Raw genomic sequence first — 12111 nt, forward strand, 5'->3', positions numbered from 1 at the left:
ATGATGTTCTGGTGGAGGATCTTTTATGCGGCCAAAGAGAGCTGGACCGTTCCCAAGCAAAACTGGGAAGGGGTCCTTTGGGGGCTCTTTACGGGTGATGACGATGCACTGAAAGAGCAGTGTCGCCGCATCATAGAAAACGCGAAAAAGGTAGGAGCCAAGACAATTCTATATCCGGAATGAGGGCACGCCTACTATGCGACCCGGTTGGGTTTCACGAAATTCTTTCCAGAGGTTTTTGAAGAATTCAGGTGCATGAGTGTTTTTGAGCTTTTGAAGGAATACATTGAAACGGGCAGGATCAAGCTCGACAACTCCGAGTTTGTGGACAAAACCATAACCATTCATGACCCCTGCAACTATCACAGAAAGTCATTGATGTCCTTTGGACAACACTTCCTGGATGAGTGCAGGTGGGTAACGGCTCAGTGCTGCCCGAACATAGTTGAGATGGATCCCCACGGGCTGGACGCGTTTTGCTGTGGGGCAGGCGGCGGGGCCTGGGCCATGCCATATGTGCAAGAACGGCTTGACTACGGCAAGTTCAAGGCAGACCAGATCAAGGCTACAGGCACCGATCTGATATGCGCCCCCTGCCACAACTGCCGGGACCAGATCATGAAAGCCCTCACCCCGGAGTACAATCTCCCCCAGAGGACCTACTACATCTGGGAGCTGGTATCAGAGTGCGTGATCATGGAGCCGTGGAGTGAAGAAGAGGTCAAAAAGTCCCATGAAGAACGAGATAAGCAGTATGAAAGGGATGAAATCGACTTAGAAGCAGATGTGTACTAAACCCGACTACCTGGGTAATCAGGAATAGAAGAAGAGGAAAAGGGATGCTGAAACATTCAGCATCCCTTTTTTCACGGCTTCGCACAAAGTCACGAATTGGAGTCATTGCAAATAGTTCCGCACCTTCAAAAATAATACCTGGCCCTCAATTCTACTTTATAATCATTCTGTTTTTCACCATATTCACTGAGCCTTTCTCCGGCAATAAATGCTCCTTTAAGTCTCAACTCCAGATTCGTGATACCGGTATATAATAGCTCCGGCGAGAGGGAAAAACTCTGATCGTTGACATTAAATATCCAGGTCATGGAGGGGGTGAAGTAGAGGATATCACATGGCTCCTTCTGGCTGATACGCAGGTAAAGGTAGTCTCTCATGGGGTTCATCTTGCCATATCTGCCTTCGCTAAGATTTGATGCCTTCTTTAGGCGGACATCGTTTCCCGTTGAAAGATAAAGGTCATAACCATTGTCGATATAAGAAAAAAAGTCTTTCATTTCACCTTTGGTAAGTCCTGTGCCATTGTGGTAGTATTCAAGAATATAGGTGGTATCCAGGACGCTCAGGTAGCAGAAGCCCACAAGGTAACTCTGGATATGGGATTCCGTCTCAAACGTTGTTCCGTCCTGGTCAATAAGGCTTTTTTTGTAATCCTTGATATAGGCAAACTCCCCGTGAATCTCAAGGTTGGCCAAAATATTCCTGGAAAAATCAAATCCATAGCGTGGGGTCTTGCTATCCCCGGCAAGGAACATCAAGTCAATATCCGTGTCATAATATAAGAAATAGAGCTTCCCTGCGAAATTGAACCTATGATCATCCCCAAAATCGTCATTCACCTCTTCACAAACCGGTATCAGTACCGGGGTAAAGGAAAAGGTTTTTAGAGGCCCTTCCAGGCTTCTTGTGTAATCTGCCGAGGCCACGATGAAGCCCTCCAGGTTGAGAGCAGGATCATCCGGGTTCTTGGGCCTGTCAACAAATGCCACCGGATTCCAGGCATACCCCTTTCCCCATTTCAGGGTCTTTTTCCCTGCATCAATGGTCAGAGAGAAGGAAGGTTTTACCGACAAATACGCCTCGTAGGCGGTCGTTTCTCCGGACCAACCCTCATAAGTCTTTTCCAGGTCGCTATTGGTCCTCACAAAAAACCGTGAAACACCCTTTTCGTAGCTTCCTTCCAACTGAAGTGCGAAATCATATTCCTCAACGACACGCCCTTCATCTCGATTATAGAATTTGAGTTTGTATAGGGAGGCATCCCTGTCCAGGCCAAAAAGAATTGGCCTGAACTCGGCATAACCGCCGAGATGGTAGGACTTTTTCTCAATTTCCGAGAGGTCAAAAGAGAATTCATCCTGTGAAAGGGCGCTCTGTGTAAAAAAATGACAGGCGAGCAAGCATAGAAAGAAACAAGATATTTTTCTGATACTGGATACTGGATACTGGATACTGGAATCGGAAAAAACAAATTCCTGTGCTCTTGGAGGCGAGATTCTAATGTGCATGAGTGGACTTATCTCAACGACTCCATATTGGGCATATAAGTCAAGGTGAAGACTTCATCTTTCAAGTACCTTTGTTTAATTTTGGCGAATATCATGATGGACTTGTAACCTTTGTAAAGAGGGCTCATTGTTTCCACTACGGATGGTCTTACAATGCCTCCTCCAAAGTCTTCTGTTTTTTTGAAATATAGGGTCTTTATCAGCATTGAAGCCTCTGTTAAGCAGTCCACCTTCCTGGGCAATATCTTGTTCTTATCCACCCACATTTTGAGTTTGTCATAGGCAACGGTTTTTGTTTTTGCCTTAAGATGGAGGACATACTCATTCCCCGTATCCTCCATCTGTACAACATTGTATTCGGCCGCATAATCCAATCGCAATATATCAGAGTTGTTGAACACCCCTCCCACAACGGACTGAAGGCTCGTTACGCGAATCGGTTTCCCCACGTTCGGGATATAGAGCCACATGTTATCCCCGAGCCTGAGCGTGCTTCTCCCTTTCTCACTTGCAGGGGAGAGAAACAGCGCTGCCACCTTGTCTCCCCCTTTCTTTACCGTAAACAGTATGAACTCCCTTTTTTTTCCATCCGGCTCAATGTTTATGAGCTTTCTGTACATCTCATAGGAGTCGGGGTTGAGGTTTCTGTCTACCTGCTCCAAAAGCAGATTAGCGTCGATCGCAAAAGCAGGGCCTGCAAACAACAGCGATACAAAGACGGCTATAGTTTTGAGCATAAGTAATCTCCCTTCTGTTTCAAAAAGCTTTACAGACGTGCATTTTTTCTGCCTGCTACTTGAGTTCCAAAGCCTTCTTGACAGCCTTATCTACATGACCCTCGAATTCAATATAACGTACCTGCTTATTCTTTAGGACATTAATCATTTTGATGCCAAAGCTTTCAGCAACCACAATAGTGACGCCCTTCGCGGCAAGGAAATTTGCTGCTGAAGGCCCGGCCCCGCTGGCTGCATCTTCGTAAGGATTAGAGACGGCTTCTGTTAGATTACCCTTGCCATCAAAGATGAGATAGTATGGGCTGCGAGCAGCCAGATTGCTTACTGAAGCTGCGGTAGTTTTCCCAGTGGATGCGACCGCAATCTTCACTGGCCCCTTCTCGGCGGAATACGCCCAAACTGGTATCGTTAGTGAAATAACGAGACTTAAAAAAGGGATCATCTTTTTCATGTTATACCTCCTATACATGTCTCAGTGCCTGGACAGGGTCCATTCTTGAGGCCTTAAAGGCCGGCTGAAGGCTTGCCAGGACAGAGACCATTATTACGATGACTGATATAACCAAGAGATCGTTCGGATTTACGGATGTGGAGAGGATCAGGCCCTTTTGCCTGCCAAAATTAAAGGTGATTTCAGAAAAGTTGATGACAAAAATGATTGCTCCCCCCAGAATGCTGCCGATAACCGCACCGATTAAACCGAGGCAGAAGCCCTCGATGACAAACATGGAAAGGATTTTGCCGGGCAGAGTGCCTATGGCCGCTATGGTTCCTATCTCTCTCACCCGTTCATAGACGGCCATAATCATCACATTCATGATGCTTATCAATACAATGGCTACAAGCATGAGTTTGATGAAGAATGTCATCATATCAATCATGGTCGCCACGTTATAGAAAGGGGAGAGCTTTTCCCATGTATGCACCTCGAAGATGGGCTTGCCTTGCTCGGTTCGTTCTTTTGAAAGCATATCCTGGAGCTTGTTATGTGTCTCGTGTAGTTGACTAAACTCTTTTATCCTTATGGCGATCTCGCTCATCTCCATGTTATCCATCCTGAGAATCTCCGTGGCATCTTCGATATGGATGTATCCATCCCTCCCTCCTGGCCCGGTGACACTCTCCAGTATCCCTCCTACTCGGAATTGTTTCCCGTTTACAGAACCGTCCTTGTTTGTCGCAATGACAACGACCATGTCACCAACTTTGGCTTTCATGCCTTTCGCAAGGAGTTCCGGAACAAGAATCTGTCCTTTCTTGATGATCTTTTCTCCCTCTCTTATCCTTGATAGAAGAAACGGAGCCGTCTTTATCTCTTTTTCAGGATATACACCATTAACTTTTATATTCGTTGTCTCAACAAAATTGCTGAACATACCGGCAAACTTTATCCTCGGTGAATATGCCTCTATCTCCGGAATTCCTTTGATCGCCTCGTCAATTTTTTTGACGGCCTGCGACTTCAGATTCATGGTAAGCGGCAAGCTGTCTATGGAGGCCACATAGCCTTTTCTGTGTATCTGGATATGTCCGAGAAATGAGTCCGTGATCTGGCCTATCATCATGTCCTTGAACGACCCTGACACCGCTACAAAGACTGAGACGAATACAACACCGGTGACAATCAATGAGGCTGTGAGGATGGTCCTTCTTCTGTACCTTCTGAGGTTTCTCACAGCAATCCTGAGTAGATTAAACATCGTCTGTACCTCCTTTCGCCTCTCTGCCGGCCAGCCCTCCATCCTCAAGTGTATAGATGATCTCCGCCTCGGCCACTACCCTCGGGTCATGGGTTGAGAATATGAACGTCGTCCCGGATTCATCCCTCATCTTTTTCATGAGATCTATGACCATACGGGCGGTTTTGCTATCTAAATTGGCGGTAGGCTCATCTGCAATCACCACATTAGGGTTGGTAACCAATGCCCTTGCAACCGCTACTCTCTGCTTCTGCCCTCCTGAAATCTGGTCCGGGTATTTGTCCCTTTGTTCACCCATTCCCACAGCTTCCAGCAGAGACATTATCCTTCTTTCTCTTTCCTGGACAGGCACATTCTGTACCATGATAAGAGGGTATTCGATGTTCTCATAAACCGTGAGAACCGGGATCAGGTTAAAATCCTGAAAAATAAAGCCGATATGATTACCTCTGAAAGAAGCACTTTGTTTCTGGTCAAGGTTCGAAACATCGGTGTCCGCAACCCTCAATCGCCCATGTGTTGGTTTGTCCAGGCAACCAATGAGATTTAAAAGCGTTGTCTTGCCGCTTCCCGACGGCCCTACAAATGACACAAAGGAGGAAGGTTCAATCTGAAAGCTCACGCCCTTTAAAGCCTTAATGCTGATCTCGCCTGCTTGATAGTCTTTGTCAATGTTCTCCGCCACGACTAACGACATAGCCGACCTCCTTGTGACCCCCTCTAATGACGTCCACGGCGCATGCCGCCCGTGCCGCCTCTTATCCCCCCGGACGCTCCTCGTTCAGATGAGCCAAATCCGCGACGTGTGTCCATGGTTTTTCGCTTCGACCCTTTCCAGAGTGGAAACCCGTCCTCACTGCGAAAGACCACGGATTGCCCGGAGGGGAAAATCCGTATCTCCTGGGCGATAATATAGAGCTTGCCGTCTTTCCCAAGGGACTTTGAGCCTTGGACCCGGATTTTCGTTCCCTCCGAGACCTTTGCTCCCAAAGCTTTCCAGTACCATGCAGGAGAGACCAGCACTATATATTTCTTTCTTCCCGATACGACCTGGAACCTGACAGGACCTCTTTTCGGCTGCAAGTACCCGTTAACTTCCCCCTCAACCTGACCCACAGTGTTCGGATCGAAGCCTCCCGGGTAATGGATGCCGCATTCCGGGAGCACTTGCTCCTTTTCCTGTGCCTGAGCAAGCAAGGGGACAACCCAAAGAGCCAGGAAAAGCAAGGCGGCCAAGACCGCCTTGCGTCCGCCAAAGATGTGGCTGCTACTTGTCAGAAGGCGCACCATATCCAGTGCCATCTTTCGGGCCACCGCCCGCATTGCCCGTACCGTCACCAGGGCCATAAGTGTTTCCTTTCTTTTTCATGGCGCCGGAACGCGTTTTGGCGGCATCCTGGCAGGAACCGTCCCGGAGGCGCAGCCGTTGCCCCTTCCTTCTTACCTGATCGGTTTGGGTCTGCTTTTGAATTCCCGGCCCTCCCTTTCCGCCACCCCTGCGTGCCAGGGCTGTCATGGGAACAGCCGTGGTCACGAGAAAAGCTCCTGCCAAAATTGCTGCCTTAACTTTTGTTTTCATCTTTTCCTCCTTTTGGAATGAATTTACCAACATACTTAGCAAGGGACATGCCAATGGGGAGGAAAATTCTAATCATTTGAATTTACTGTAATATTTGCTCCACTCTGATCAGGGGGTGCCCTAACCCCCAGGCTTAAGGGTGCAACCATTGCATCGGTATCTGCAAATCTTGCGCTATCTCCTACAGTCCATATTCCTTGATCCGATACTGGAGGGTCCTCACGGATATCCCGAGAATTTCTGCGGCCCTCTTCCTGTTTCCTCCTACCTCAGAGAGGATCTTCCGGATTGTTTCCCGCTCGCTTGCCTTCAGCAATCCCTCTGCGGCAGGTTGCGTTTGCGTGGGAGTTTCAAGATTCAGGTGAAGAACATCAATCTTCCCGCTGGAGAGGATAAGCGCCCGCTCAATTACGTTCTGCAATTCTCGGATGTTTCCCGGCCAGCCATATTCAAGGAGGGCCGATCTTGCAGAGGGAGTGAAGCCGTCCATTTTCTTGCCAAAGGCAGCCGCAAATTTCTTGGCAAAAAAATCCGCAAGAGGAAGGATGGCCTCGCGTCGCTCCACAAGAGGCGGAAGCCTGACAGGAAAAACGTTCAGCCTGTAGAAGAGATCCTCTCTGAGCCTGCCGGGGGAGACCTCGGTTTTGAGCTCCTTGTTTGTGGCCGATATGACCCTGACGTTGACGGATAAGGATTTCATTCCGCCGACCCGTTCAAACTCTCGTTCCTGCAGCACCCTGAGGAGTTTCACCTGGATTGAAGGGGCAATTTCTCCAATCTCGTCCAGGAACAATGTGCCGTTGTCAGCCAGTTCAAATCGCCCCTTTCGAGCGGAAACGGCTCCGGTGAATGCCCCCCGTTCGTGTCCGAACAGCTCACTTTCAAGAAGTGTTTCTGCCAGAGCTGCGCAATGAACTGCCACAAACGGTTTGTTCTGCCGCGGGCTCAACTGATGGATCACCCGGGCTACGAGTTCCTTTCCAGTTCCGCTGGGCCCGCTGATGAGGACAGTTGCAGGGGTGGGAGCGACTTCCTGGACCATTCGGTATACCTCTTGCATTTTCTCGCCGAGAAAGATCATCTCCACAGGAGGAAATTGTCTTCCCAGTTCCTCAGCGAGAAGAGAAATTGTTCGTTCTGCTTCGGCTTCCCTCAAAACCCGTCTGATGACATGGCGAAGCTCATCCGGGTTGTGAAAGGGCTTGGTCAAGTAATCAGAGGCCCCGGCTTTCACGGCCTCTACGGCATTTCCGATTGAACCGAAGGCAGTAATCACTATCCACTTTGTGTCGGGTTTTGCCTTGCCTCCTTCTCGCATAAGGTCGAGTCCGGAGATGTCGGGCATTCGCAAGTCCGTAATGACCAGGTCAAACTCTGTAGCCTGGAGTTTTGCCAATCCCTCCTTCCCGTTGCCGGCCACCTCTATACGGTGGCCTTCTTCCTTCAGGATAGTGGAAAGGAAGGATCGCATCAATTCATCGTCATCAACGATTAGGATTGATTTACTCACTGTCACTCTCTCTTGTCCTTGGAAGCCGGATAGTCAGGACCGCCCCGCAGTTTTTCTTCCGGTTGGCAAGACTTATCTTTCCTCCCATTCCTTCAACAACCTTCATTGAATATGCCAGACCCAGGCCTGTACCATCTGTCTTTGTGGTATGGAATGGGGTGAACAGCCGAGGGATCTCTTCAGCTGGAATTCCAGGGCCCGTATCCTTGATCAGGATGTTTACCCATCGCCCATCCGGGTACACTGATATCCTCAGGTTGCCATTACCTTCCATGGCCTGGATTGCATTGCGAATCCCGTTTGCGAGGCTTAGATACAACTTTTCTCTGTCACCCATGGCCCGTATACCCGGCTTTGATTGCAGTTCCACTTTTCCTTTCCAGGAAGAACCCGCAGTATCGATCGCTTCCTGAATCAAATCCACGGGGTTCAGACATTCTATACGATATTTCTCCTTACGGGAAAAGCCCAGGAGTTCATTGACCAGTGTTTCAATGCGCGAAACTCCCTGGAGCGCAACCGAAAGCCCATCCTTTTTTGGGTCCGGTTTTTCGAGCTTCTCATGCACCCACTGGACATAACCCTTAATGCTTCCCAGGGCATTGCGGATCTCGTGTGCAAGCACTGCCGTCATTTGGCCGATGAGTGCGAGTTGATTCCGTTGTTCCAACTCCCCTTGCAGCCGCAGATGACGGGTAAATACTCGTTCGAGCAAGATCCCAACGGTCCATAGGAGGATCAATATAGCGCCCACGATCCACCACATCCTGCGCGCATCGGAAACAATACGGTCCGCAGGGGTGGTGTAGAGAACAAGCCGGAGCAATTCTACAGCGCCGTCGGGCAGATGAAGAATATAGTTAAACTCGTACGCCGGCAAGCCGGTTAGGAGTTTGATCCTTTGACCTGAGGCCATTGTGGATGGCCACTTTTCACTGCTCGCCTCTGGAAAAAAAGACCCAACCAGGCGAGGGTTCGTGTGGAAGAGGATTGTCCCATCTTGTCCTAAGATCAGCGCATAGGCCACCACCCTATCGGAAAAAATCTCCCGGATCTTTGCGCTGGCTATGTTTCCGGTTGCACGCAGAGCGGTTTCCGCAGAAGAAGATAGAGCCAAGGCCGTGCTCTCCAGTGCCTGTGTGGACAGCATTTGAACGGAGTGGAAGTTTTGGGCTGTGGTGTAGAGTATTGCCGCAGAGGAGATGAGCAAGAATATGGCAAGGCTGACTCTTAGGATAATGGGGAGATAGGGTCGCGTCAAACTTTGGGATAGAGTGACGGCATGTCGGGAATCAGCTTTCTTTTCATGAGCCATGATGGGTTAATCGTCCAGGATAACTGGATAAGGGCCACGTAACCTTTAAAGTATAACGCCTTGATCAGTTTTTTAAGCAAAAATCAAAATCGACGGTTTTTCACTTTTCCAGCCAGGCTTTCACCTCCTCTTTTTTGGGAATCTTTCCTACCGACTTTACCTCGCCGTCAACAACCACGGCTGGAGTTCCTAACACCCCGTATGTGGCAATCTCCAGGAGGTCGGTGACCTTTTCCACATTGGCCTCGACACCGGTTTCCGCTACAGCCTCCTTCACAACTTGTAGTGTCTGGTTGCACTTAGGACATCCAGGCCCCAGAATCTTTATTTCCATTTTCCCAACCTCCTTCAATTCACATTGTCAGTATCTCACTATACGTGTCTTGCTCATTCGGGCTTGGTCTCTTCCAGCCATTCCATTATCTCGGCTTTACTGGGGACCTTGCCTGTGGAAACCAGCTGGCCATTTATGACCAGGCCAGGTGTTGGCACAAAGCCGTGAGATGCAATTTCCTTGAGGTCTCGGACGTGCTCCACGTCTGCGCCTGCATTAAGCTCACCCAGAACCTTATAAATTTCTTGTTCCAACCGCTCGCAATTGGGACACCCTGGGCCGAGAACCTTGATTTCCAGACCCTCACGCTCTTCCTTGACTTCAGTTCCCATAAATCTCTGATATTCGCGCCAGAACGCCTCCATATAGCTCTCTTTGGCAGACTCTGGGATAAAGTTTCTGGCCTTGAGGCGTTTGAGCAATTCCTCCTTTATGACCTCAGGTGATTGGCCATCAAAACTCCCGGACACTTCATCGATGAGCTCTTGAAGCCCCACAATGCCAATCTTGGATTTTCCCACTCGAATGAGTCTGTGATCTTTCGTCATACTCCCCCATTTATCCCATCATTGCCCCGAAAATAAGGCCGGCTATGGTAGACAAAAATACGACTATGATAACGAACACCAGGGTCTTTTGCGTTCCAATGACACTCCTTATGACCAGCATATTGGGTAGCGACAAAGCAGGTCCTGCAAGCAAAAGGGCCAGTGCTGGTCCTTGACCCATGCCGCTTCCGATCAGCCCCTGGAGGATCGGAACCTCCGTCAAGGTGGCAAAGTACATGAGGGCGCCCGCCACGGACGCAAAGAGATTGGCTCCAATGGAGTTTCCGCCAAGAAGTGATTGGATGTAGCGTCCCGCGATCAGTGCCTCATGGCCCGGTCGACCCAGAAGAAAACCGGCCACAAGCACCCCTGCAAACAGAAGAGGAAGTATTTGCTTGGCAAAGCCCCAGGTGGATTGCCCCCACATGAGAACTTCATCTTTTGAAAACCAGGCCTTCAGGATAACACCAAGCAAGATGATAAGGCCAACGGCTACGGGCCAGTGTATACGATGGACGGCCATCCAGAAGCCCACTGGCTCTTTGGGCTTTGCCCAGGCTGCAAAGACAAGAATCAAAATCATCACGAGCATGTATGTCGCCTCTTTCCACAAGGGTCGGGTTTTCTCCTCTTGGTCAGGCAACACCATGTCACCGGTAACTCTGGCCCGATCTTCTTTTCTGTAGATAACCGCCATTAAAAGGCCGGTGGCAATAGCAAAGACAACTGCGCCAATGGCCCTGGCCAGCCCAAGCTGCCAGCCGAGAACGCGAGCCGTAAGAATTATGGCCAGCACATTGATCGCAGGGCCTGAATAGAGGAATGCCGTGGCAGGGCCGATCCCTGCACCTCGTGTGTAGATACCCGCAAACAGCGGAAGTACGGTGCACGAACAGACCGCCAGGATAGAACCCGATACCGAAGCAACACTGTACGAGAGGATTTTTTTCGCCCCGGCGCCGAAATACTTTAGAACAGCAGCCTGGGACACAAAGCAGGCGATGGCGCCTGCGATGAAGAAGGCCGGGATCAGGCAGGCCAGCACATGCTCTCGAGCATATTCCTGGAGCATGAAAAAGGCCTCCATGATGCCATTTCGAATATTTGGTTTGCCAAAAGGCATGTAGTAGGCTGCGATGAAAACCAGCACGATCAGCAAGAATTTAGTTCGTTCTTTCATGATGCCATCACCCGCTCAACTCTCTGTGCTTTATAGATTTCCTTTGGTCTTCAGTTCCCTTCTTTGCAAGCGTTCACAGGTTCTGGGTTCACCGTTGAGGGTTACCCTTCTATAAAGAGATAATTCGAATTAACGATGCGTTCCGCCAAAAAAACTACCTGCTACAAATCTCAAGCCGGTTTACTGTGCGAGCCTTTTGAACGTCCGCCTTTACATCCGGATCATCATCCAAAATGGATCTCAAGTACGTGATAATTGCTTCAGCGTGAGGATTATAAGAATGTTTGTCTATCCCATAGTTCACCCAGAGACCGTCTTTGCGTCTCGCGATGAGCCCGGCATCTTCCAATATATTCAAATGCTTGGAGGTCGTAGACTGCGCCATGCCGAGGGCCGCCTGCACTTCACACACGCACATCTCTTTCTGCTGTAACATCTTGAATATGCGCACCCTGGTCTTATCGTTAAGCGCTTTCGTCACCCTTAAGAAGTTTCTCATTGTTTTCATATATTATACTATAACGATATAGTTTCCGTTGTCAAGAGACCTTATGGCAAAAAGACGGTTTCAGCAGAACGCAAATTACAGCGAATGGATGTCGCTAGGTTATCTTGAAAGATGAGAAGGGGGGAAAGCAGGTTTTCATGGCACCAATCTTGATTGAATCGCCAAGAGTTTCAACCCCACCGATGGTGGGGTCATCTTGAGTCCCGCCTGCGGCGGGACGAGAAATCTTGCAAATCTAACATGCCGAAAGCATAAGCTTTTTCTCTTCGATCCAAACAAGGATTTCTCCCTTTCAGCCGTCGTCCGCCTCAGATGACGCCATATGGCATCTTGGGGATACCATATGTCGTGATCTCAACTTGTGCCATCTGTCAACCGACCACAATATGTGGGACCG

Annotated in this window: 15 protein-coding genes; 2 read left to right on the top strand and 13 right to left on the bottom strand. The window is 49.3% G+C overall.

The window, feature by feature from the left end:
* The coding region (locus tag JW883_11405; protein MBN1842872.1) for a Fe-S oxidoreductase at positions 1-183 on the top strand (183 nt) is incomplete at its 5' end.
* A 72-nt stretch (positions 184-255) separates the two neighbouring features.
* Positions 256-795, top strand: coding sequence for a (Fe-S)-binding protein (locus tag JW883_11410; protein MBN1842873.1), 540 nt, complete (start codon positions 256-258; stop codon positions 793-795).
* Between the two features lie 125 nt (positions 796-920).
* On the opposite strand, the gene JW883_11415 is transcribed toward JW883_11410, so the two are convergent.
* The 13 genes from JW883_11415 to JW883_11475 all read right to left on the bottom strand — a co-directional run bounded on the left by JW883_11415 (position 921) and on the right by JW883_11475 (position 11705).
* The gene (locus tag JW883_11415; GenBank protein MBN1842874.1) at positions 921-2303 is read right to left on the bottom strand and encodes a hypothetical protein; all 1383 of its coding nucleotides are present in this window, start codon (positions 2301-2303) and stop codon (positions 921-923) included.
* An 8-nt stretch (positions 2304-2311) separates the two neighbouring features.
* Entirely contained in the window at positions 2312-3040 is a 729-nt protein-coding gene (locus tag JW883_11420; protein ID MBN1842875.1) for an outer membrane lipoprotein-sorting protein, read from the bottom strand.
* Positions 3041-3095: 55 nt separating this feature from the next.
* Positions 3096-3491, bottom strand: a complete 396-nt coding sequence (locus JW883_11425; protein ID MBN1842876.1) for a NifB/NifX family molybdenum-iron cluster-binding protein — start codon at positions 3489-3491, stop codon at positions 3096-3098.
* A 10-nt stretch (positions 3492-3501) separates the two neighbouring features.
* Positions 3502-4740, bottom strand: a complete 1239-nt coding sequence (locus JW883_11430) for an ABC transporter permease (GenBank protein ID MBN1842877.1) — start codon at positions 4738-4740, stop codon at positions 3502-3504.
* Positions 4733-5437: an ABC transporter ATP-binding protein gene (locus JW883_11435; protein ID MBN1842878.1), complete on the bottom strand. Its 705-nt coding sequence runs from the start codon at positions 5435-5437 to the stop codon at positions 4733-4735. The genes JW883_11430 and JW883_11435 overlap by 8 nt, the downstream gene beginning before the upstream one ends.
* A 23-nt stretch (positions 5438-5460) precedes the next feature.
* Complete coding sequence (locus JW883_11440) at positions 5461-6042, bottom strand: hypothetical protein (GenBank protein ID MBN1842879.1); 582 nt, start codon at positions 6040-6042, stop codon at positions 5461-5463.
* Positions 6008-6319: a hypothetical protein gene (locus JW883_11445; GenBank protein MBN1842880.1), complete on the bottom strand. Its 312-nt coding sequence runs from the start codon at positions 6317-6319 to the stop codon at positions 6008-6010. The genes JW883_11440 and JW883_11445 overlap by 35 nt, the downstream gene beginning before the upstream one ends.
* Positions 6320-6500: 181 nt before the next feature.
* On the bottom strand, positions 6501-7829 hold the full coding sequence (locus tag JW883_11450) for a sigma-54-dependent Fis family transcriptional regulator (GenBank protein ID MBN1842881.1): 1329 nt from the start codon (positions 7827-7829) through the stop codon (positions 6501-6503).
* Positions 7822-9144 carry a hypothetical protein gene (locus JW883_11455; protein MBN1842882.1) on the bottom strand — a complete coding sequence of 441 codons (1323 nt, stop codon included), beginning with the start codon at positions 9142-9144 and terminating at the stop codon, positions 7822-7824. Before JW883_11455 ends, JW883_11450 begins: the two co-directional genes overlap by 8 nt.
* Before the next feature lie 100 nt (positions 9145-9244).
* Positions 9245-9478, bottom strand: a complete 234-nt coding sequence (locus JW883_11460) for a TM0996/MTH895 family glutaredoxin-like protein (GenBank protein MBN1842883.1) — start codon at positions 9476-9478, stop codon at positions 9245-9247.
* A gap of 53 nt (positions 9479-9531) precedes the next feature.
* Positions 9532-9777 carry a thioredoxin family protein gene (locus JW883_11465; protein MBN1842884.1) on the bottom strand — a complete coding sequence of 82 codons (246 nt, stop codon included), beginning with the start codon at positions 9775-9777 and terminating at the stop codon, positions 9532-9534.
* 259 nt (positions 9778-10036) lie between these two features.
* Positions 10037-11206: a permease gene (locus tag JW883_11470; GenBank protein ID MBN1842885.1), complete on the bottom strand. Its 1170-nt coding sequence runs from the start codon at positions 11204-11206 to the stop codon at positions 10037-10039.
* Between the two features lie 154 nt (positions 11207-11360).
* Complete coding sequence (locus JW883_11475; GenBank protein MBN1842886.1) at positions 11361-11705, bottom strand: winged helix-turn-helix transcriptional regulator; 345 nt, start codon at positions 11703-11705, stop codon at positions 11361-11363.
* Positions 11706-12111: the final 406 nt, after the last annotated feature.

It is taken from the genome of Deltaproteobacteria bacterium, from assembly GCA_016930875.1.
Lineage (GTDB): Bacteria > Desulfobacterota > Desulfobacteria > Desulfobacterales.

Coding starts and splice junctions, on each gene's coding strand:
- JW883_11455 (MBN1842882.1), bottom strand. CDS start 9,144: ATGGCTCATGAAAAGAAAGCTGATTCCCGACATGCCGTCACTCTATCC.
- JW883_11415 (MBN1842874.1), bottom strand. CDS start 2,303: ATGCACATTAGAATCTCGCCTCCAAGAGCACAGGAATTTGTTTTTTCC.
- JW883_11425 (MBN1842876.1), bottom strand. CDS start 3,491: ATGAAAAAGATGATCCCTTTTTTAAGTCTCGTTATTTCACTAACGATA.
- JW883_11430 (MBN1842877.1), bottom strand. CDS start 4,740: ATGTTTAATCTACTCAGGATTGCTGTGAGAAACCTCAGAAGGTACAGA.
- JW883_11410 (MBN1842873.1), top strand. CDS start 256: ATGAGTGTTTTTGAGCTTTTGAAGGAATACATTGAAACGGGCAGGATC.
- JW883_11445 (MBN1842880.1), bottom strand. CDS start 6,319: ATGAAAACAAAAGTTAAGGCAGCAATTTTGGCAGGAGCTTTTCTCGTG.
- JW883_11460 (MBN1842883.1), bottom strand. CDS start 9,478: ATGGAAATAAAGATTCTGGGGCCTGGATGTCCTAAGTGCAACCAGACA.
- JW883_11470 (MBN1842885.1), bottom strand. CDS start 11,206: ATGAAAGAACGAACTAAATTCTTGCTGATCGTGCTGGTTTTCATCGCA.
- JW883_11475 (MBN1842886.1), bottom strand. CDS start 11,705: ATGAGAAACTTCTTAAGGGTGACGAAAGCGCTTAACGATAAGACCAGG.
- JW883_11435 (MBN1842878.1), bottom strand. CDS start 5,437: ATGTCGTTAGTCGTGGCGGAGAACATTGACAAAGACTATCAAGCAGGC.
- JW883_11420 (MBN1842875.1), bottom strand. CDS start 3,040: ATGCTCAAAACTATAGCCGTCTTTGTATCGCTGTTGTTTGCAGGCCCT.
- JW883_11440 (MBN1842879.1), bottom strand. CDS start 6,042: ATGGCACTGGATATGGTGCGCCTTCTGACAAGTAGCAGCCACATCTTT.